The sequence below is a fragment of the Paenibacillus sp. PvR098 genome (assembly GCF_017833255.1).
Taxonomy (GTDB): domain Bacteria; phylum Bacillota; class Bacilli; order Paenibacillales; family NBRC-103111; genus Paenibacillus_G.
The window spans coordinates 1,928,638-1,949,509 of sequence record NZ_JAFIBU010000001.1; the positions used below are offsets into that span (position 1 = coordinate 1,928,638).

Annotated in this window: 20 protein-coding genes; 4 read left to right on the top strand and 16 right to left on the bottom strand. The window is 44.1% G+C overall.

What is annotated here, in order from left to right; all coding sequences use genetic code 11:
* Positions 1–2 precede the first annotated feature (2 nt).
* Genes JOE45_RS09675 through JOE45_RS09690 form a run of 4 tightly spaced genes read right to left on the bottom strand, consistent with a single transcriptional unit; the run spans position 3 to position 3,836 of the window.
* Positions 3–782, bottom strand: a complete 780-nt coding sequence (locus JOE45_RS09675; RefSeq protein WP_210020395.1) for a GntR family transcriptional regulator — start codon at positions 780–782, stop codon at positions 3–5.
* Positions 783–2,312 (bottom strand): tripartite tricarboxylate transporter permease, encoded by a 1,530-nt coding sequence (locus JOE45_RS09680; RefSeq protein WP_210020394.1) that lies wholly within the window; start codon positions 2,310–2,312, stop codon positions 783–785.
* Positions 2,313–2,324: 12 nt separating this feature from the next.
* Positions 2,325–2,786: a tripartite tricarboxylate transporter TctB family protein gene (locus JOE45_RS09685; protein ID WP_210020393.1), complete on the bottom strand. Its 462-nt coding sequence runs from the start codon at positions 2,784–2,786 to the stop codon at positions 2,325–2,327.
* A 27-nt stretch (positions 2,787–2,813) separates the two neighbouring features.
* Complete coding sequence (locus JOE45_RS09690) at positions 2,814–3,836, bottom strand: tripartite tricarboxylate transporter substrate binding protein (RefSeq protein WP_210020392.1); 1,023 nt, start codon at positions 3,834–3,836, stop codon at positions 2,814–2,816.
* A gap of 348 nt (positions 3,837–4,184) precedes the next feature.
* Here JOE45_RS09690 and JOE45_RS09695 point away from each other — a divergent pair, with 348 nt between their 5' ends.
* The 4 genes from JOE45_RS09695 (at position 4,185) to JOE45_RS09710 (ending at position 7,396) form a co-directional block, all read left to right on the top strand.
* The gene (locus JOE45_RS09695; RefSeq protein WP_210020391.1) at positions 4,185–4,631 is read left to right on the top strand and encodes a ferritin-like domain-containing protein; all 447 of its coding nucleotides are present in this window, start codon (positions 4,185–4,187) and stop codon (positions 4,629–4,631) included.
* 93 nt (positions 4,632–4,724) lie between these two features.
* The gene (locus JOE45_RS09700) at positions 4,725–5,390 is read left to right on the top strand and encodes a 3'-5' exonuclease (RefSeq protein WP_210020390.1); all 666 of its coding nucleotides are present in this window, start codon (positions 4,725–4,727) and stop codon (positions 5,388–5,390) included.
* A 173-nt stretch (positions 5,391–5,563) separates the two neighbouring features.
* Positions 5,564–6,004, top strand: coding sequence for a MarR family winged helix-turn-helix transcriptional regulator (locus JOE45_RS09705; RefSeq protein ID WP_210020389.1), 441 nt, complete (start codon positions 5,564–5,566; stop codon positions 6,002–6,004).
* A 15-nt stretch (positions 6,005–6,019) separates the two neighbouring features.
* The gene (locus tag JOE45_RS09710) at positions 6,020–7,396 is read left to right on the top strand and encodes an MFS transporter (protein WP_210020388.1); all 1,377 of its coding nucleotides are present in this window, start codon (positions 6,020–6,022) and stop codon (positions 7,394–7,396) included.
* 10 nt (positions 7,397–7,406) lie between these two features.
* On the opposite strand, the gene JOE45_RS09715 is transcribed toward JOE45_RS09710, so the two are convergent.
* The 12 genes from JOE45_RS09715 to JOE45_RS09770 form a co-directional block, all read right to left on the bottom strand.
* A complete protein-coding gene (locus JOE45_RS09715) occupies positions 7,407–8,357 on the bottom strand; it encodes an alpha/beta hydrolase (protein WP_210020387.1) in 951 nt (316 codons plus the stop codon).
* Positions 8,335–8,940 (bottom strand): helix-turn-helix domain-containing protein, encoded by a 606-nt coding sequence (locus tag JOE45_RS09720; protein ID WP_210020386.1) that lies wholly within the window; start codon positions 8,938–8,940, stop codon positions 8,335–8,337. The genes JOE45_RS09715 and JOE45_RS09720 overlap by 23 nt, the downstream gene beginning before the upstream one ends.
* 337 nt (positions 8,941–9,277) lie before the next feature.
* The gene (locus JOE45_RS09725) at positions 9,278–9,637 is read right to left on the bottom strand and encodes a response regulator (protein WP_210020385.1); all 360 of its coding nucleotides are present in this window, start codon (positions 9,635–9,637) and stop codon (positions 9,278–9,280) included.
* A gap of 33 nt (positions 9,638–9,670) precedes the next feature.
* On the bottom strand, positions 9,671–10,285 hold the full coding sequence (locus JOE45_RS09730) for a sigma-70 family RNA polymerase sigma factor (protein ID WP_210020384.1): 615 nt from the start codon (positions 10,283–10,285) through the stop codon (positions 9,671–9,673).
* Positions 10,286–10,308: 23 nt separating this feature from the next.
* A complete protein-coding gene (locus JOE45_RS09735) occupies positions 10,309–12,312 on the bottom strand; it encodes a chemotaxis protein CheA (protein WP_210020383.1) in 2,004 nt (667 codons plus the stop codon).
* Between the two features lie 7 nt (positions 12,313–12,319).
* Positions 12,320–12,757, bottom strand: coding sequence for a chemotaxis protein CheW (locus JOE45_RS09740; RefSeq protein ID WP_210020382.1), 438 nt, complete (start codon positions 12,755–12,757; stop codon positions 12,320–12,322).
* 52 nt (positions 12,758–12,809) lie between these two features.
* Complete coding sequence (locus JOE45_RS09745; protein ID WP_210020381.1) at positions 12,810–14,408, bottom strand: methyl-accepting chemotaxis protein; 1,599 nt, start codon at positions 14,406–14,408, stop codon at positions 12,810–12,812.
* Between the two features lie 21 nt (positions 14,409–14,429).
* Entirely contained in the window at positions 14,430–14,738 is a 309-nt protein-coding gene (locus JOE45_RS09750; RefSeq protein WP_210020380.1) for a hypothetical protein, read from the bottom strand.
* Positions 14,719–15,231 (bottom strand): chemotaxis protein CheX, encoded by a 513-nt coding sequence (locus JOE45_RS09755; protein ID WP_210020379.1) that lies wholly within the window; start codon positions 15,229–15,231, stop codon positions 14,719–14,721. The genes JOE45_RS09750 and JOE45_RS09755 overlap by 20 nt, the downstream gene beginning before the upstream one ends.
* 229 nt (positions 15,232–15,460) lie before the next feature.
* Entirely contained in the window at positions 15,461–16,588 is a 1,128-nt protein-coding gene (locus tag JOE45_RS09760; RefSeq protein WP_210020378.1) for a diguanylate cyclase, read from the bottom strand.
* Positions 16,589–16,799: 211 nt separating this feature from the next.
* On the bottom strand, positions 16,800–17,453 hold the full coding sequence (locus JOE45_RS09765) for a response regulator transcription factor (protein WP_210020377.1): 654 nt from the start codon (positions 17,451–17,453) through the stop codon (positions 16,800–16,802).
* Positions 17,454–17,495: 42 nt separating this feature from the next.
* The gene (locus JOE45_RS09770) at positions 17,496–20,864 is read right to left on the bottom strand and encodes a PAS domain S-box protein (protein WP_245246832.1); all 3,369 of its coding nucleotides are present in this window, start codon (positions 20,862–20,864) and stop codon (positions 17,496–17,498) included.
* Positions 20,865–20,872: the final 8 nt, after the last annotated feature.

Here is a 20,872-nt window from a genome sequence, read left to right on the forward strand (position 1 = left end):
TATCACTGGGTGTGGCTGTCGAGTTGTTTGATGGCATTGGCATACGCATTCCGGATATGGAATTTAGCCGTCACCTCTGCTAATTCCGAATCTCCGCTCTCAATGGCATTTAATATCAACCAATGCTCCTTCAGGTTTTCTACAGGTCTCCCGCTTTGCGAAAGTGATTTTGCCATAAAAATGGTGATATGGGACTGCAGCGTTTGCAGGCTGTTAATTAAATAAACATTTTCTGATCCCAAGGCAATTCCCATATGAAATTGCTGATTAATTTGGGATAGCATAGCTATATTACCTTGATCCGCAGCCTGTTCAGCTTGCTCAAGTAACAATCGAAGGTTTTGATTAGCTGCTTGGTTTTGGCATTGGGACAGCAAGCGGGCACCTAAGCCCTCCAGCATCTCTCGAACTTGATATAATTGACGTATTTTTTCATGGGAGAAGGAAATGACTCTGACGCCTCGATGAGGCTCATATTGCACTAATCCTTCTTTTTCCAGCTTACGAAAGGCTTCACGAATAGGGGTACGGCTGACTCCAAGGAGATTGCCTAACTCACGTTCTGAAAGGATTTTCTCAGAATGGAAGTCCCCTCTTTTAATCGCATCAAAGATATACTCATACACTCCATCCACTTTCGTGTTTAACTCTTCAACCAATGGTAAAATCCTCCCACTCAAATGTGTTGTTGTTTTCATTTTCTCATGTTTTCTCAGTTTTTCAACTTCGTCTCTATGAGAGGGAGATGCATTCATAGGTATAGCTTTGCTTTCCTGCATCATTTAAGCTGCTTCATCATTAACAATCACTTGTTTGCCTCTCAATTTCATCACTATTGGAATCAATATCCACAGTACTGCGATTAACAGTAAAATCAGGGAACCCGGTCTTTCGATAAAAATAGAATAGCTTCCATTGGTAGTGATCAGAGCTCTGCGCAGGTTATTTTCAATCATAGGCCCCAATACCAGACCTAGAACGATAGGGGCCAGAGGAAAATCATGTTTAGTGAAAAAATATCCCAGCAGACCGCAAGCTACCAGCAAGATGAGATCGAATGTGGATACTTGCACAGCATATACACCGAATATGGATATGGCGATAATCATTGGAACCAAATATTTGGGCGGCGTTTCAATAATTTTGGCAAATACCTTAACCAGCGGCATATTCAGTATTAACAACATCACATTCCCGATAAACATGCTGGCAATGAGTCCCCAAGCAATCGATGGATGCTCCTCAAACAACAATGGACCCGGCTGAACATTGTACATGATCAGTGCACCCATAAGAATCGCTGTCGTTCCTGAACCTGGAATACCCAGGGTAAGGAGGGGAATCATAGCCCCGCCGGAGGCTGCATTATTGGCGGATTCAGGTGCGGCTACCCCTTCAATGGCCCCATGCCCAAACTTTTCCGGAGTTTTACTCACCTTCTTTTCTACAGAATAGGAGAAGAAGGAAGCCAAGGTTGCACCGGCACCTGGCAGGACTCCTATGAAGAATCCCAATAACGACCCGCGTACGATAGGCATGGTACTATCTTTCAAATCTTGTTTTGTCGGCATGATTCTTTTAATTTTGGCGACAGTTCCCTTGTTAGATTCTCTCTCAAGAATCGTTTTAAACACCTCACCAAGAGCAAACAAACCAACCGCGACAGTTAAAAACTCTAGTCCTTGGAATAACGCAGGGTTGTTGAACGTAAATCGCGCAACACCCGACACGGTATCCAATCCAATGGTGCTCAGCAGCAGCCCGAAAACTGTCATTATCAGCGCTTTGGTCATGGATCTTCCTGCCAGACCGCTTACTGCACATAAACCGAGTATCATTAGTGCGACATATTCCGCCGGACCGAATTTAATCGCTACTTTGGATAATGGAACAGCCAAGATGACAAGAGCAATTAAGGCAACGATCCCGGCAAAAAACGATCCGATAGCGGAAATCGCCAAGGCCGCGCCTGCACGTCCTTGTTTAGCCATTTGATGTCCGTCTAGTGTAGTGACAACGGATGAGGATTCACCCGGTGTATTGAGAAGAATGGAAGTCGTTGACCCGCCGTACATAGCGCCGTAGTAAACTCCTGCAAGTAAAATAATCGAACTTGTCGCAGCCGCCTCTGGACCTAGTCCACTTGTAATCGAAGCTGAGACTGGAATTAACAGAGCAATTCCGCTCATCGGACCAATACCGGGTAAAACTCCTACAGCCGTTCCAATCAATACTCCGAAAAAGGCAAAGAGCAAATTATACCATTGGAACGCGATACCAAAGCCAGTAAATAAAAACTGTAATGTGTCCATATCTTCTCCCCTTTACCCCCCTATCCAAGACGGTAATCCAGGTAAGGTACCTTCCAGAACCTCGACAAACAAATAATAAAGCCCGAAAGAAAATAAGAATGAAATAAGAACGGATTGGATCCATCTTCCCTTTTCCATCGTTTGAAAACAGATGAGTAGAAAAACAAATGTACAAATCACGTATCCAAGAACTTCAAGAAGCAGCACATACAGGATGGTGGCCACCAGGACGATACCGAACCGCTTATAATCAAAAGCGATCTTCTCTTTGCTTTCATCCTTATATTGAAAGGTTTCATATAATAGACGAAAACTCAGCAATATAAGAACCAGTCCAAGTCCAAACGGAAAAATGTTAGGCCCCACACTAGTGTCGAATGAGCTTTGGGCGGCCAATTGATTGCTTCGATACATAAAAATAGCCCCGATGACCAGAAAAGCCAGACTCGTATATCGATCAATGGTTTTACTCACGTTCAAACTCCCCTAATCACTCTTTTATTATTTCAACTTTTCAAGCCATTCCTTCGTCAAGTTATTTTGTTTATTTACATACTCGGTAAATTGCTTATGGTCCATCGCGCCATCCACCATTTGTGCGGATTTCATATAGTTTTTAAACCCTTCCGTTTGCATTGCTTCCCCAAAGACGTCGTTAAGCTTCTGCAGGACTTCCTCCGGTATACCGGCTGGTGCATATATCCCTCTGAACTGAGCCCAAGAGGTATCCACTTCATATCCGGCTTCTTTATAGGTCGGTACGTCAGGGAATTCAGGCAAACGCTCCTCTGCCATGACAGCCAGTACTCTTAATTGTCCACTTTTGACATATTGGGAAACTTGAGCCGGATTGGAGTTGGCGACATCAATGTTTTTACCTAGAAGAACAGTAACCGCTTCTCCGGTACTTTCATAAGGTACCCAATTGGCTTGCACACCCGCTTTTTCGGCGAAGATGTTCCAGGCAACATTATGGCCTGATCCTATCGCGCCATATCCGCCGACATTAATCGTTTTGGGCTTTGCCTTCATGGCATCAACAAGATCCTGCAATGTTTTATAAGGGCTTTCCGAATGAACCGCAATCACATAAGGGTCAATTTGTACCCCTGATACATAAGAATAGCTGTCCACTTTAAACTGTTCCTTCAGATTACTGTTCCACATCCCGATTTGGGAGGGAGTCAGGGTCCCAAGGGTATACCCATCCGGCTTTGCTTTGGCTAATTCAGCCATCTGAGAGGCTCCGCTTCCACCGGGTTGGTTTTCAATCATTACGGTTTTACCCAAAAGCGGTTCAGCAGCTTTGGCCAACTCACGGGCCATCGTATCTGTGGGGCCGCCTGCCTTCGTATGAACCACAATCGTAACGGATTTCGTTGGGAAGTCTACTGCTGGCTTCTCCGCTGCTGCGGGGCTGGCCCCCTGGCCTTGACTCTCTGTAGCTGACGTTCCACAGCCTGTAAGCACCTGCAAGCCAAATACGGAAGCTACAAGAATCGATGCCGACTTTTTGCTAATCATTTAAAATCCTCCCTTTTTTTGTTTTATACAAATTCTCTAACTTTTCATAATTGGTATACCATTCTGCTAATTAGGTATACCATTTGTACATGATTATGAAATATATACCGATTTTAGTCAAAACTTAAATATCGTTAATTTTTAAATAAAATATATGTTTATCTTCCATTTACTATAAATAACTGATCAATTCATTATATTTTAAAACGCTTACAAAATAACCATTTGGTATACCATAATATATGTTCGATAACCTTCTTTGATCTTTTCAAGAATTTTCAGGACAATGTTCAATGCCCAACAAATTGAATAATCTGATTATACATTGTACCCAAGGAGGCAAGTGAAATGTTCTTAAACGATTACCATTACCGGAGCGAGAGCGACATTCGTTTCATTCAAGACATTCATCAAGCGATTAACGGTGAGTACAGCGCCATGGCCTGCTACGAGCAGCTAGCCAAATTGGCTCCAAGTGAGGAAGAACAACAGCGGATCCTCGAAATCCGCAAGGATGAAATGAAGCACTTCTATGTATTTTCCCAAATCTATACTTCTCTCACCGGAAAACAACCAAATCCGCAAATAACAGAATCCTGCCCGACCGAGTATAGTTCGGGTTTGCAAGCCGCTTTAAAGGATGAGCAGGAAACCGTAGATTTTTATTTGGAAATTTCCGACAAAACAACAAATCCTTATATCCATAACCAATTTCGCCGCGCGGCTGCGGATGAACAGAATCACGCCGTATGGTTTTTGTATTTTTATACCAAGCGGTGCTGCCACCAAAAATAGTGCCTTCATATCTTGTTAACCTGACTCTAAATACTCCGCGCTCCGAAAATCTGCTACAATAAGTGTATTATCCTTTGAAGGAGCGCTAATCACATGATATATATCATTTACGATTTGGAATTTACGGTGGTGCGGAAGCAGCAGCATCTATCGGAGATTATTGAGATCGGAGCCGTGAAGGTGGCCGAAATGAACGGTATCCTGCACATCGTCGATAAGTTTCAGACGTTCGTAAGGCCGTCCAAGAATCCAGTTCTTTCCAAGCATACGACCGAGTTTACCGGAATCCGGCAGGAAGATATGACCGGGGCGCCCGACTATCGTGAGGCTGTAGATCAATGGGTTAAGTGGATCGGCGAAGAGAACTATTATTTAGGGGCTTGGGGGTCAGACGACAAATACCAATTGATCCGCCATTGCCGTCAAATGAAGCTGGAGCCGGATTGGGTCAAAAATCACAACAATCTGCAAAAGCAGTACTCCAAAAAAACAAGCGGCGAGATCTATCAGCAGGTGGGCTTGAAGCGTGCTCTAGAGATCGAAGGAATTGCTTTCGAGGGCAGTCATCATCGGGCGCTGGACGATGCATTTAACACGGCATTGATATTCATCAAGCGATTTGAAGATTTCGAACTTCAAACGAACGCGCCCGAGGATGATTATACATACTCAAGCGAGGTTGTATATTCTTCAGGCAAAGAAGATGCGAGCTCGCCTTTTCAAGCGTTGGCCAAGCTGCTGCGCCCGGATGCTTCCTGATGCGGCTGGCGCAGTTGTGACGCGGGTTCTTCTAATATCCCCCTATTTTGTGGACCTTCATGTGAAGGTCCTTTTCTATTCTCCGGACTTCGATCGCAAAAAATACTTGTTTAAACAACTATTTTCTTCTATAGTATTTTTTATACCTCAAGACAAGGAAAAGGGGAACGGCGATGGATTACCGCAGCTATGTATTGGAACGATCGCTCGGCTATAAGTTATTTAATGCTTCCCGTCTCATCAACAACCGATTGAACCGGAAGTTTAAGGAAAAGGAATTTCCCGTCACGCACGAGCAGTGGCAGATTATGATCACGCTCTGGGAAGAGGATGGTCAAACGCAGAACCGGTTGGCCTGTTCTACACAAAAAGATCAGCCCAGCATCTCCCGGTTAATCGATAACATGATCAAGAGAAACTTGGTGACACGCCTGCCCCACTCTAAGGACAGGCGTACAAATCTGATCTATTTAACACCCGAGGGAAGAGAGATGCAGAAAGGCCTTATCGGCCAAGCCCAACAAACCATAGCCGAGGCTTCAACCGGAGTCGACCGGGAGGAGATGAAAGTTTGCATGCGGGTATTGGATAAAATCATCGCAAATCTGAAGTAGAAAGAAGGATTTTTCATGTCCAAAGCCTCACCCGCCAGTCAAATACAGATCGGGGAAAAACTGATTCGCGTCCTGTTCTTTACACTAATTCTATCTGTCATGAACGCAACGATGTTCAACGTCGCGCTCCCCTCCATCAGTCAGGAATTCCAGCTCTCGCCATCGCAGGTAAGCTGGATCGTGACAGGCTATATCATCGTTTATGCCGTTGGTTCGGTCACCTACGGTAAGCTCGCCGATACGTATCGTTTAAAGGATCTGCTCACGTTCGGATTTATCTTTTTCTCCCTGGGATCTATTGTCGGCCTGATCGCAACGGAGTTCTGGATGATCATCGCCGGGCGCATTTTACAATCGATAGGGGCTTCCGTGATTCCAGCAGTCGGCATGCTGATTCCTGTGCGCTATTTCCCTCCCGACAAACGGGGGAGAGCCCTGGGGACCACTACAGCAGGCCTCGCTCTGGGCACCGCTGTAGGTCCTATTGTCGCTGGATTCGTTACAAGTCTGGCGAGCTGGCGCTTTCTATTTTGCCTATCTTTGCTAGTGCTGCTTACATTGCCGTTTTTCCGCAAATACTTGGACGACACCAAAGGACAAGCCGAGAAAACCGATCTCCTTGGGGGAGGGTTGATGGCCACAACGATTGGCCTGCTCCTATTGGCTGTTACTAACGGAGCCTGGACACCGATGGTCCTTGGAGTCATCATGCTCGTTCTGTTTGTATGGCGAATCCGACGCGCTGCTCATCCGTTTATCCAGCCCGCATTGTTTCGCAACAAGCAGTACACCTACGGCATCCTGATTGCCTTTCTGTCCACCGGGCTCAGCTTTGGTATTCCGTTCATGACTCCGCTCATGCTGACGAATATGAATCATTTGGCACCAGCAATCATCGGATTCGTCATGTTTCCCGGAGCACTCATTGCTTCACTGCTCGGCAGAACAGGCGGAAAAATCGCAGATGGCAAAGGTAATGCGCAGCTGATATACACCGCGGTTACCCTACTGTTTATTTCATTTAGCTCGTTGTCTCTTGTTGCCGGACTGTCGCCGCTGATCGTGATGCTGTTCCTTGTATTCGGCAATGTGGGTCAGACGTTCATGCAGATCGCCATGTCCAATCTGGTCTCTCGAACCCTGCCGAAAGAACAGGCGGGAGTAGGCATGGGGCTTTTGATGATGGTCAATTTCATTTCAGGTGCCACAGCGACTACGCTCATCAGCAAAATGCTGGATTTCAGCACTTCATCTTTTCAATTCAATCCGTTTCTGCTTTATAGCCCGGCATTGATTTACAGTAACATTTTTGCGGTATTGGCTATCATGGTCATCGTCGTTTCCATTATCTTTTATTTTCGGCTCGGCGGCGGCGTCAAGAAAGCGGTCTGACTGACCCCCCTTACGATTTGAATCTTTCGAGCCAACGGGCGATAAGTCCCATCATTTCATGATCGAAGGGCTCACCGGTCATCTTCTTGTATGATTTCAGAAGCGTTAGCATGGTGAGCTCATCGTTCGTTTTCTTTAAAATGTGAGTCATATCGGGAATAATATGCCATTCCGACGGCCCTTGGACCGTTTCGGCTATGACTCTCGCATGCTCTGGCTCAACCTGTAAATCCTTCGATCCGGTGATGGCCAGGACCGGGCAAAAAACCTTTTCCAAGTCGTCTAGCACATTGTAGGCATCATGCTCCCGGAACCATTTGGCGTTGATTTTCTTGCCCTGAATGCGAATCGTATCGCCCGTAGACCCGAGAATTTTAGCAAATGTTTTCACTGTTTGCTTTTGGGCCATTTGGGGTATACGAAACAGGCGTAGCAGCGACCCTTTCAAGCCCTTCATCGATTCCAGCTCTTGAATCGCCCGCTGCGACTGCTTCGGGAATCCCTCCTTGCCCGGCTCGGCCATTCCCGCGAGCAGGATCATTCCCCCTAACGGATGCCTGGCGTTCAATGCTGGGGCAATGATGGCCCCTTCGCTATGACCCAAGACCAGAACACGCTCCGAATCAACGTCCGCGCGCGACTCCAAGTATTTCACGCAAGCCTCCGCGTCATCTACAAGATCCCAAAAACCCGCCTCCACATAGGAACCGCCGCTGGCATGCGTTCCTCTTTTGTCATAACGGAGCGTAATGAAGCCAAGGCGGCTGATGCTCTCGGCCAGCTCTTTGTAAATATTCATGCGGAGCTGCTTCATGTTGCCATCCCGGTCGCTGATTCCTGTGCCTGGAATGATTAATATGGCCGGCCGTTTGCCAGCCTCCTGCGCCGGAGTGGTTAAAGTCCCTTCTAAGTCGTATTTTCCTCTAACGGTAACCGTTTCATTCTTTATCATCTCGTTCATCGGATTCCCTCTTCTCACTAATGTTAGTGTAGTCATTGACGCATTGGCTGGCCTCCGGCACAATCATGGTCGTTACGATCCTGCAGCGCCGGTCCGGCGATGGTTCAAGATGCAGAACTTTCTCGAATGCCTTCCGAATGTCCTGTACCCACTCTTGAAACTCATTATCGTTCATATACAGCCTCGCTTGCCGGTACCCCACACCGTCCTTCTTCAAGTCCGATATTGCCGGTTGATCAAAATATCGTTCGAAATCTCCTAATACCGCAGCCATAAAAGAAATCAAATTCCGCATTTGGTCTTCCTTCGCACCATCCCTTGTATCCTCTTGCTGCAAAGAAGGTCCCTGTTCCCCGAGAACGTACTGCTTTTCCACCGCTCCTCTGACCTGCTTCTGATCCGCGACCGTCACCAAACCAGCCGAGGTCAATTTATTGAGATGCCGGTACAACGTAGCTTGAGGTACTTCAGGAAGCCTTTCTTGCATTTGCTGTACCGTAAGCCGTCTGCCTCCAATCAGCGTTTGCATAATTTTAAGCCTTACGGGATGAAGCATAATATCCGATTTGGATTCCTTCGCCATCTTCATTACCTCATTTATTATCATTATTGATAATGATAATAATAAGCAAATATTCTCATCCCGTCAAATCGTTTTCAAGTCATCGACAGCTTTTTGGCGGAGACTTTCGGGGCTCCATCGGATCCAACCTTCCCATGATGGAGGACACGCCGATATCGGCTTTACTCAGCAACCACGCAATTCGATGGATAAGAAATATAAAAAGTCCGCTTGGGTCAAACTCAAGAGGACTTAGAGAATCATATAGCTTCGCCATACAACAAAAATACCCCATATCACAATAACTGTTAACAGAATATTTTATTTAGTAGAGATCATCATCTATTTCTATGTCTAGTTAAGTTGTTGCCTTCTTTACTGCTTCGAGTACTCTGTCCGCAAGAAAAGGCTTCACTATAAAATCTGTGGCGCCCGCCTGTATGGCTTGAACCACCATCAACTGTTGTCCCATGGCGGAGCACATGATCACCTTTGCCTTCGGATTCTCTTTTTTGATGTGCTTTAAGGCCTCAATCCCTTCCATTTCCGGCATGGTGATATCCATTGTAACCAGGTCCGGCTTTAATTTGCTGTATTGTTCAATGGCTTCAAGGCCATTCCCAGCCTCGCCTACAATTTGGTGTCCGCCCTTAGTGAGGATATCCTTTAACATAATTCTCATAAATGCAGCGTCATCAACTACCAATACGTTCGCCATTTTCTTTGCCCCTTCTTATTTTCATCATATCTGCTATACATTGTAATGCAGGACGGACTTTAATTTTACTTTCGCCCTTTTAATCGCATTATCAACGGATTTGTTACCCACACCGGATAAATCAGCAATCTCTTTATATGCTAAACCATCCAATAAACCCACAATCGCTTTCCTCTCCAAATCCGTAAGATGCACCTTAAACATGTCGCGCAATTCTTGCTCCTTTACCCGATTCATATATATATCTTCAGGTGAAGCTGTGAAATGGGGGATAAGTTCATATCGGCTGGTTCTTTCCTGATCGCAAAAAGGTGTTTCATCCAAAGAAATACTTTGATTTAAAATTTGTTGTTTTTTCCTTAACGCTGTTTTTACGGCATTGATAATATGGTGTTTAATGTGTAATTTGGCAAAGCTCGCAAACGGCATTCCTTTACAAGGATTATATTTTTGGCAGGCAACAAATAACCCTATGCATCCGGCTTGATTCAAGTCTCCCCTCAACAACCCCGGGGCAAAATATTTTTTGCAAAAATAACGAATCATCGGTAAATAACGACTTAGCAGAGAGTTAAAAGCCATCTGATCACCTTGAGTTACGGAGGAAACTAGATCTATATCTTCGATGTCTACTATGTTGGTTGTCATTTTCCTCCCCCATTCGTTCCAAGTTACTTTCCGCCTATTTTGTTGATGATCCCCGAAACCTCTATAATGAGAGCCACTTTTCCATCCCCCAAAATGGTGGACCCGGCGATACCGTCTACCTTTCCAATATAAGTGCCTAATGACTTGATCACGATCTCCTGATTCCCGATTAATTCATCTACAACTAAGGCCAGCCGTTTTTCCGCAGATCCCACAATGACTAAAGAAATATGTTTTTTGCCCAAATCCTCCTTGGGGATGTGGAAATGATCATGCATCCAGGCCACCGGAATCACCTGATTACGCAGCAAAATAACCGATTGCCCACGAACGGTTTGGATATCGCCGGATGTGACTCTCACGATTTCGGCAATGTTGCTCATCGGGATAATAAACGTTTGATCACGCAGCTTCACGAGCAGGCCGATGATGATGGCTAACGTCAACGGAAGCTTGATTTTAAAGCATGTTCCTTCTCCCAATCTCGTGTCAATATCTATCAAACCGTTCAGCTTTTCAATATGGCTTCTGACGATATCCATACCTACACCGCGTCCGGATATATCACTTAAGGCTTGAGCCGTTGAAAATCCGGGACGGAAAATCAGTTCGATGGATTCCTTGTCGCTTAACTGCTCAGCTTCCTCTGGAGTAATGACACCCTTCTCAAGGGCAGATCGTTTCATTTTTACGGGATCGATGCCTGCACCGTCTTCTTCCACATAGATGACCACTTGATTATCCTCATGCGCCGCTCTGATTTGAAGGGTTCCTTTTCGGTTTTTACCCAGCTGTTCCCTTTTTTCTGGCGCCTCGATCCCGTGATCAACCGCATTCCGAATGAGATGAATCAGCGGGTCGGCGATCTCTTCTATCAAGGTCCGATCCAGTTCCGTGTCCTTTCCTTCAATTACAAGCTCAATCTCCTTGCCCAAATCACGGGAAAGATCCCGTATCATGCGGGGGAAGCGATTAAACAACTGCTCGATCGGGAGCATTCTTGCTTTCATGACACTTTCTTGGAGGTCGCCAATGACACGAGAAAGATGGTCAGAGATTTGGCCCAATTCATTGACGGACTCATCCGAAATACGCCTTCTTTGCGTCCGCTCTACCTGATGGATTCGAGTCTGGTCGATGACCAATTCACCCACTAGATTCATGAGATGCTCCAGACGTTCCACGCTTACCCGAATGGTTTGGGATTTGGCTTTGCCTGTTTGCGCATGATCTTCATGCATTGTTTTTTCAGCAGCTGCGGAAGCAGAGTTAACCCACACAGCTTCTTCTATTTCCAAGGGTTCTGCCTTTACATTCACTACATCAGTCAATTCAGAGACAAGAGCCTGCAGCTCCGAATCGCTTTGCTTCCCTGCATAAAGGAAGGTAATCCCCAAAGGCCCATCTATTTGCTCGATGATCCCTTCTAATTCCGGGGTTGTCAGCAGAATCTCCCCATTCTCAGACAAGTAGGAGTTAATGACATAAGCTCTGGCCCCTTGGATGATACAATCAGAGGAAACCTGCACCCAGATCCAATTCACCTGAAGCCCCTGGTCCTGAGCCTCCTGCACTTTTAACCGGGTATCCAGGTTCAGTACAGGTTTAGATAAAGATTGCATGGCAGGTTCAGGGGGTGCTACCGCTCTTGATGTATCGGTAAATCCTTGAAGTTTATATACACAATTGGAGATATCCGTTGCATGGTTATCGTTACGTACAATATCGTTTTTTAACTGTTTGAGACAGTCAAGCGACATAAAAAGAAGATCAATTAACGGGCTTGTTACCCCTAATTTCTTACTTCTTACCAGGTCCAAAAGATGCTCCATCTGGTGAGTTAATTGCTTCATATCCTCACACCCCATGGCCGCAGATGAACCCTTTAAAGTGTGAGCAGCACGAAACAACCGTTGGACGACCGGTTCGGAATCCCCTTCTTGCTCCAGCTTTAGGATTTCATCGTCCATAAGCTGCAGTTGCTCCTCCAGCTCTTCCAGAAAAACCTCTCTGTACTCAGCAAACATAGTGGTCTCACTCCTGTTCATGAAGTAACACTTCATCCAACTTTAAAATGCCAACCAATCCGTTGTCCGTTAATCCGATCCCTGTAAAATAGTTTCCAGCCACACTGCCCACCCGAGCAGGAGGAGGCTGAATATCCGAAAAGGTATTGACTTTATTTACGCGATCCACAATAATCCCAACCGTATCCTCCTGATGATGAACCACAATAACCCGGGTTGTTTTTGAGAATCGTTTATCATCAAGATGGAATAAATGGCGAAGACTAATGACAGGTACGATCTTTCCCCTAAGATTAATAACCCCTTTAACATAAGGCATCACATTAGGAACTGAAGTGATGTCCTGCATCTTAATAATTTCATGAATATCTTGTATTCGAATGGCGTATCGTTCACTTTCGATGCCAAACTCAATATATTGCTCCTGCTCGGTTACTTTCAACATCGCACCCCATCTCAAGCGTTAAGCCATAGTATGTTATCGGTAGTCTGAGAAACTATTTAATTCTAAAAATCGATACGGCATGATTCAATTCCTCTGCAAGCCCTGCAAGGGATTGTGCCGTCGTTGCGGTTTCCTCCGAAGCTGCCGCCGCTTCTTCCGTGGAGGCGGAGATGCTTTCGATCGAAGTTAACACCTCCGAGGATTGGGCGGCCTGCTCTTCGCTGGCTGCGGCAATTTCCGTCACCTTGTTCGCGGATTCATTGACCATCGTAATGATTTGTTCGAACGACTCTCCGGTTTTTTGCGACGAGAGGACACCTTCCCCCACTGCTTTCACGCTTTGCTGGGTATTCTCCTGCATTCCTTTAATAATGGTTGTGATTTGCTTGGTCGCTTCACTGCTGCGTTCAGCTAATTTACGCACTTCATCCGCAACTACTGCAAACCCCCGGCCTTGATCTCCTGCGCGGGCCGCTTCAATCGCTGCGTTCAAAGCAAGAAGATTGGTCTGCTCGGCAATATCGTCTATGACTTCTATAATTTCTCCGATTTTGTTCGAATCTTCTTCGAGCCTGGACATTTGTTGGTTGACCCGATTCATTCCCTCAATCGATGAACGAACCACCTTGCCCCCTTCTTGGGCAATACCGGTCGTTTTGTTGGACAATTCCGATGCTTGATCCGCACTTTGGGCCACCGAGTTAATGGCGGCAGATAATTCTTTGAACAATTCATTCATCGTTTGAGCGTCATTGGCTTGGCTGGTGCTGCCGCTGGCTATCTCCTCGGTGCTGGCAGAGATTTGCTGGGCCGCTGCAGCAACGCTCTCCGCTGAGACCAAGATTCCGCCGACAGTGGTTCTTAAACTCTGGACCATGTTATTAATGGATCCTGCCAACTGTCCAATCTCGTCTTTCGTCTTAATATCGGTTGTTTCTCTTAAATCACCGCCCGCTACTTGTCCGACTAGCTTCACCATACGGTTCAGAGGGCGAGCAATGATTTGTGAGATAAGATATCCTAATCCGATACTGATAACCAATGAGGCAATAATCACCGCAGTAGTAATTGTTCGGGAAGTATTGTATAGAGCATCTCCATCCGCATTATCCTTCTCCGCTAACTGAACATTGATGGAGACTAAATTCTTCAGAACATTTTGCAGCTTATCCCCCGCATCCTTAAAACCGCCTGTAAGCAGAAAATGGGTAAATTCTTCAGCACTGACATTCGTGCCGTTCATTTGAATAGCTTCATCTAACAACTGATTGTATGCTTGCCATGCAGGATCAAATGCCTTCAGCGCTTCCTTTTCCGCTTGGGTTAAGTTTGTACTGCTGTACTTAGCAATGAGGGCTGCAATTTCATTTACAAGCTCGTTTATATTTTCTTTGTATTTCTGATTCTCCTCCGTTGTTCTTGCAATGGTATTCATATCTCGAATAGCTACTCTTATTTGTTGATACAAAACTTCAGCAGCAGAAAGATCATTTATCGGAATTAATCGATCAGAGTACATGGTCTTCATGCCATCATTGATTTTACCCATATTATTCAATCCGAAGAACCCGACAAATGCCAAAATGATGGCCATCAATACGAATGCAGAAATTAATTTCACGGACGTTTTCAAATCATAAAACCATTTCACAGCTATTCCTCATTTCATTTATTAAATATAGAACCTTGTTTCAGTTTCCAATTTTGTGAGCATTTCTTCTATTTCTTCGGTCGTTAATATATTTCCATAGTTACTGGATACTTTATCGTTTTCTTCAACAGCATTGACCCCGCCTTTTTCAGCGGAAATATAGTTTTGTAGGTCTAAGAGGACATCCGTTAATTCGATAAGTTCGTCTTTGCTCATCACAGTCAATCTCGTGACAAGCTCCTTTCCTGAATCCCCAAGCAACACTTCAAGCTCAGAAGCAATTACCTCTACTCTAGCGTTATGTACAGAATCAGTTATTGATCTCGACATCTGATGACTCCTCCAAAATCGATAAAGTGCCTATACCGCTCTTTGTATTTTGTAATAAGATGATATTGATCTCACCTACGTTTGGTATATTTACGTGAAAGGATATCCCTTGTTCAAAACCAAACAATTGGAGATGCCCCACCATAACCGTCGGAGGTGTGATATCCATCTTACATCCTTTTTTATAAATAAAAGTGGAAGTATTTCCGGCAATCATGTTTGCTAATTCACCTACGAAACTGTGAAGTATTTCCCCTTCAACCGGCATTCCGAACATGGATTCCCCAAGTTTACTAAAGGTTTGGCTGTCCCCCTCAATAACCATCCGCCCGTAAACCTCACCGGTAATACCAATAAGTACACCCATTTCACTTTGTGTAACTGTTTTTTCAAAAACAATCGGAGCTTGAATTTCAATGGGAATGGGAATCACTTGTCCAACGGATTCAACTATGGATTGAAGCAATTCTCTAATACCTTCATTCGTTTGCAATACAGTACCACCCTTCCTAACGATCGCCCAAGTATTTTGACAAAATTCGCTATTATTCACAGCTATCTACTAGTCCAATAGAACCACTATTAATAATAATCAAAAATGTGACTGAGGTAACCGAAAATGATTTGCGTGGTTCCACAAAAATATTGCGGTATTTTGCGATATTTTGTCGTTTTTAATAGAAATACAAAACCGTACACAACATAAGTATACGGGCTAGCATTCAACTAGATGGAACAATATCCAAAACACGGACCTTTGTTAGGTTCGCAGAGGCAACCTTATTGCGTCCTGTTCTTTTAGCTTGGTATAGGCAATCATCCGCTTGCTTGATTAGACTTTCTTGGTTAAACGTCGTTTCCCGATAGGTAGACACACCAAGGGAAACGGTTATGTTTATTGTGGAACCATTCCATAATCTAAATTCATACCCTTCTATCGTAGCACGAATTCGTTCAGCAATTTCTACTGCTTGATTTCTGGAGTTCGAAGGCAAGATAACGGAAAATTCCTCTCCGCCATTACGTGATACGATATCCATAGAACTACAGGAATCCATAAGAACTTTACTTAGCTGCTTTAATACCTCGTCGCCGGACAGGTGGCCGTGTCTATCGTTAATAAGCTTGAAATGGTCAATATCGATTAAAATTAACGAAACCTTCTGATGGTAATGATCCGCTTTGTCCAGCGTTTCCTTCATTACTTCGTCAAATTTTCTAACATTGTTTAAGCCTGTAAGGAAGTCCTTGACTGCATTTTCTTGGGCATTTTGGAACAGCTCTTTGGACTGCCGCAAATATTCAGTTAAGTAATGGATGATGAATCCACCAAATAAAGAAATAGACCAATAACCTACATACACATTCAAAAGCACCTTTTTATCATCAATTAACAGATAAAACACAATAGAAGTCAGGATTAGATTAGAAACACTCATCATTAACCATTTTTTCCCGAGACCCCATTTAAATTTCGATAAAACGCCACAAGAATAACCAACCACTATTATAAGAGAAGCGGCCAGTATACTAGCTTTATTGACGCCGAAAAAAACAATTCGACCTACGGCGATGACCATTGACGCAACGATCGACGGTAAGCCCCCACCATAAATAGCAGCTATAATCACTGGAATTTGCCGAAGGTCCAAAATCGTACCTTTAAAATAAATGGTATATTGCATCAATACTAGTCCAATGATTCCCATGCATACACCAAACTGCAGCTTTCTGTTACGATTTGCGGCAGGCGACATGAATCCTTTTCTATTTCTGGTTAACAGATTAAATGTAAATAATAGCATCCCTAATACACAGAGATTAATAAAAAGGTCGCTTAGCAATTTCATAAATCTTCTCACTTTCACTTACGATCCTTGACTTTAAAATAATCGTAAACTAGAAAATGATGTTTGTAACCGAAAAAGATTTGCGTGACCACACAAAAAATTTGCGGTATTTTGTAATATTTTGTCGAAGAACGACCTGCCAGACTCTAAAATAAAATATCCCGTATCACAGTGGGAGTACTGTGTACGGGATTTCTTATGTTCACTCGTTTTATTGAAAATCAGAGTCCGACAATAAACCCATCTGCTTCGCCTTCATTGCGGCTTCAATCCGGGATTTGACATTTAATTTTTGAAAAAGATTCGTTAGAGCATACTCTAATGAACGTTGGCTTGTGATCAGCTTCTCGGCAATGTCTTTATTACTCTTCCCCTTGGCTATTTCCTTCAATATTTCATATTCTTTGCTGCTGATGACATTCGTTTCAATATCGTTTTCCGCTTTGGATACTTGGACGGTCGTTTTTCTCAACTGTTTGACCAAGGAAAGCGGCAAGATGACTTCTCCACGCAAGGCACAGCGTACAGCCGTTACAAGCTGTTCTTTGTTTGCGGTTTTCAACACAAAACCCGAAATACCCGCTTCGATCATCAGGTTAAAATGGTTTTTAAATTCAAATCCGGTATAGATCAGAATGGTAACCCCGGGAGTCATGTTTAATACTTTCTTTGCGAGATCAATTCCATTGCTATCCGGCATATGCAAATCCAAAAGCATGACATCAAAATGTTGGGTTTTCAACATCTCCAAAGCTTGCTCACTGGAATCTGCCAACTTCACTTCCATATCTCCCTCTTGCTCAAGCAGCATCTTTGTGCCTTCCATGACGGATGGATGGTCATCAACCAACAAGATTTGAATCATGATTTATACCGCCTCACATGAATATTTATTTTCCTTTCCGTCTTAAAGAGCTGGAATTGAAATAAAAATAGCTAATCCCTCATTGGGGGATGAATGAAGCTCTATTTTTCCATCCATACTGCGGACGCGTTCTTTCATTCCATAGACCCCCATACTGTTAAAAGAATCTTCCATCTCGGTTAAATCCATTCCAATTCCGTCATCTTCGTAGTTCAATTCAACCCGGTCAGGAAAACTGGATAATGTAACCTGAATTTTCGATGCGTTGGAATGTTTCGTTGCATTTGCCAAAAGTTCTTGTACAATGCGATATATCCCAATTAATAGGTGGTCATTTAAAGTGTGATGGAAAGCCGCGGCGTCGAATTCAATACAATAATTTGTACGTAATTGCGTAAATTCAAATAATGCTTCAAGGGATGATACAAGCCCTTCTTCTTTTAAAAACGGCGGTCTCAATTCATTACACGTGATCCTAATTTGATAAATGACATCTAACAATCCTTGTGCCATTTGCTGAAGCTGCTCTCTAAGTTCCTGGGGAACAGATTGGTCCGTTGACAAAAGATCCAGCTTCCGATACCAGATGATCTGCTCTTGGAGTGCAGCGTCATGTAAATCCTGGGACAATCGTTTTCTCTCGTTTTCAGCCAAATTAAACAAAACCCGAAGAAGCCATGGGGGCGCTACATGCTGGGCAACGCTTTGCTCAAGCTCCTTGGTTAAATCTTCGATGATCCGAAAGCTATCATATAGAACACTGACATAACGGGTAATGGTTTTGAGCCATACTCTTTTGGGCTTGATGCTTAAGGCCAGTGCTTTCTCACCAATACAAAGGATGTGGCATCTCCCCCTAATTTCACCTATCTTTAAGAAACAGCCTTCTGACGCTTCAATAATCTCGCATATAGGGTACCTTTGACCAGAGTTTACTATGTCTTTCAACAACGTTTCCGGAATATCGTAATTACCGCTCTTTTGGACCACGTGATTATTGCGGTCTACTTCAATTAAACAAACATGTGCACTTTTAAGAACAGCTTGAACTTCTTTGACAAAGCGCTGCTCCATTTCAGACACCTTCATCACCCCAAAGAGGTCGAGTGAGAACGCATCTAAACTATTCTGTAAGCGGATATACCGATCCTCACTTTGGCGAATAAGCTGCACCGCACGTTTCCTGTCTTCTTCTATTTTTTTTCTTTCGGTAATATCACGAATCAAGGTTAGACCTGCGAATTTCCCTTTATAGGGGATGGAGGTGGCAATCACCTCAACATCGATGATCGTTCCATCCATCCGTACATCCTTTTGCTCAACAAGAGGGCTTGTACTGCGCTGCTCATATACTCCAGCTAATCTCAATGCTGTTGATTCTTTATAATCGGGATGGATAAAATCCATGATGGGTCGGCCGATCATATCGTTTAAGCTTGACTCTCCGAATAATGTAACACCCGCAGGATTGACATAAATAAATTTATAATCACTATGAAGCACGATGGCTTCCGGAGATAATTCCACCAGCCGCCGATTGAGCTCTTCACTTTCAAGCAATGCCCGCTCCGCCTGCTTCTTGGCCGTGATATCCTCAAATACAAGTTGTACAGATGTGGATTTGGGATCATAAATAGCTGTTACTATTATATAAACCATTTTGCCGTCAAGGCGAATAATTCTGTGCTCTGCGGGTGAGGAGTACCCATTGAGAAAAGTACTTTCCATTCGCTTTCTCGCAAAATCCTTATCGTCCGGATGAAACCAATCCAAAGGATTTGTTCCAACAATATCCTTAGGCCGTCTTGCCCCTGCCACATACATCCCGGCGGGATTGACATAAACAAATTGACCCTCTTTATAAACGGCGATGGCAACCGGGGAGAGCTCTACCAATCGGCGATAGCGTTCTTCACTCTCTTGTAGAGCCCTCTCCATTTTTTTTCGTTCCGTAATATCACTAAATACCGTTAGGGTAGTCTGCGTGGCATCATCGTAAATTCCAATGACCTCCACTTCAATCCCTTGCCCATCCAGACGGATCATTTTATATTCAAGGGATTCCAAATATTTATTCTTGATCACGCTCTGAGCCCTTTTTCTCGCCAGTATCATATAGTCCGGATGTACAATACTGAGAATGGATTTCCCTATAATGTCATTGGCATCCTTCGCTCCTATGAGTTCGACACCCGCGGGATTAATATAGAGAAATTTCCCATTACAATGAGAGGCCATCGGCTGCGGAGAGCGCTCAATCAAAGTGCGGTAGCGCCCCTCGCTTTCTGTAAGTTCCTTCTCCATTTGTACTTTGTCTGTAATATCCCTCGATACCACGATAATACTTTCTACTGCTCCATCATGACCAAGAACCGGAGTGCCTAAGCAATCCACTTCTATCGTGCTTCCGTCTGAATGGATAAACCGGCAGCGAACCGGCTTGTTGGTTTTCGTATGCAGCATTTCCAAAAATTTATTTTGTGCTTCGGTCAAATCATCGGGATGTATGCGATCAAACAGCGAAGTGCCTACCATCCATTCATGATCAAATCCCAATACCTTTTGGTACGAGGGAGAAGCATACCAAAAGGTACCCTCAATATCCAGAAGTCCCAGCAAATCCGTCATATTTCCGGCCATGAGTCGGAACTGGGCTTCGCTTTCGGCCAGTACTTTTTCGGTCAATTTCTTTTCTGTAATGTCACGCGAGACGATGACAATATTCTCAACCTTGCCGTTACTATCAACAACAGGTGTACCATATTCTTCAAGATAGATTTGCCTGCCATCGGCATGAGTAACGCGAAACTGTGCCTTTCTTGGTTGTTTCGACTCCACCATTTCATTAAATATATGAGTCACAGCTTCCAAATCCTCAGGATGAACCATCCGATGAAAAATTTGTTCTTCAATATATTGTTCAGGTGTATACCCTATGACTTTTTTGTGTGAAGGAGAAGCATAAACACATATCCCGTTCACATCGATAATACGCACCATATCGGTCATATTTTCGGCCATGAATTTGTATTGGGCTTCACTCTCGGAGAGTGCGTTCTCAGTTTTCTTTTTCTGGGTAATATCCCTTCCTATTACAAAAACACCTACAACATCTTGATTTACATAAATAGGTACGTTTTTGATATCCCAGTGAACTTTTTTTCCATTTGGTTGTTTCCATACGAACTCGTAATGCTGTGCTTGTCCCTGCTTAGCCTTCTCAAAATATACAACCGCACGCTGTAGATTATCAGGGCCAAGGATGTCAACCCACGAACGATGATGGTTTGCTAACAGTGATTTCCCTGCAACCTGATTGTGGGCAATGATGTTTCCCTTTAAGTCCAATTCGCAAATGAGATCGGAATTGTATTCAAACAATGACTTATACCGCTGCTCGTTTTTATGCAAAGCTACTT

What these genes read in the sequence shown, in the direction of transcription:
- JOE45_RS09675 (WP_210020395.1), bottom strand. Translation starts at nt 782, where the DNA reads ATGATGCAGGAAAGCAAAGCTATACCTATGAATGCATCTCCCTCTCAT.
- JOE45_RS09680 (WP_210020394.1), bottom strand. Translation starts at nt 2,312, where the DNA reads ATGGACACATTACAGTTTTTATTTACTGGCTTTGGTATCGCGTTCCAA.
- JOE45_RS09690 (WP_210020392.1), bottom strand. Translation starts at nt 3,836, where the DNA reads ATGATTAGCAAAAAGTCGGCATCGATTCTTGTAGCTTCCGTATTTGGC.
- JOE45_RS09695 (WP_210020391.1), top strand. Translation starts at nt 4,185, where the DNA reads ATGTTCTTAAACGATTACCATTACCGGAGCGAGAGCGACATTCGTTTC.
- JOE45_RS09700 (WP_210020390.1), top strand. Translation starts at nt 4,725, where the DNA reads ATGATATATATCATTTACGATTTGGAATTTACGGTGGTGCGGAAGCAG.
- JOE45_RS09705 (WP_210020389.1), top strand. Translation starts at nt 5,564, where the DNA reads ATGGATTACCGCAGCTATGTATTGGAACGATCGCTCGGCTATAAGTTA.
- JOE45_RS09710 (WP_210020388.1), top strand. Translation starts at nt 6,020, where the DNA reads ATGTCCAAAGCCTCACCCGCCAGTCAAATACAGATCGGGGAAAAACTG.
- JOE45_RS09715 (WP_210020387.1), bottom strand. Translation starts at nt 8,357, where the DNA reads ATGAACGAGATGATAAAGAATGAAACGGTTACCGTTAGAGGAAAATAC.
- JOE45_RS09720 (WP_210020386.1), bottom strand. Translation starts at nt 8,940, where the DNA reads ATGGCGAAGGAATCCAAATCGGATATTATGCTTCATCCCGTAAGGCTT.
- JOE45_RS09725 (WP_210020385.1), bottom strand. Translation starts at nt 9,637, where the DNA reads ATGGCGAACGTATTGGTAGTTGATGACGCTGCATTTATGAGAATTATG.
- JOE45_RS09730 (WP_210020384.1), bottom strand. Translation starts at nt 10,285, where the DNA reads ATGACAACCAACATAGTAGACATCGAAGATATAGATCTAGTTTCCTCC.
- JOE45_RS09735 (WP_210020383.1), bottom strand. Translation starts at nt 12,312, where the DNA reads ATGTTTGCTGAGTACAGAGAGGTTTTTCTGGAAGAGCTGGAGGAGCAA.
- JOE45_RS09740 (WP_210020382.1), bottom strand. Translation starts at nt 12,757, where the DNA reads ATGTTGAAAGTAACCGAGCAGGAGCAATATATTGAGTTTGGCATCGAA.
- JOE45_RS09750 (WP_210020380.1), bottom strand. Translation starts at nt 14,738, where the DNA reads ATGTCGAGATCAATAACTGATTCTGTACATAACGCTAGAGTAGAGGTA.
- JOE45_RS09760 (WP_210020378.1), bottom strand. Translation starts at nt 16,588, where the DNA reads ATGAAATTGCTAAGCGACCTTTTTATTAATCTCTGTGTATTAGGGATG.
- JOE45_RS09765 (WP_210020377.1), bottom strand. Translation starts at nt 17,453, where the DNA reads ATGATTCAAATCTTGTTGGTTGATGACCATCCATCCGTCATGGAAGGC.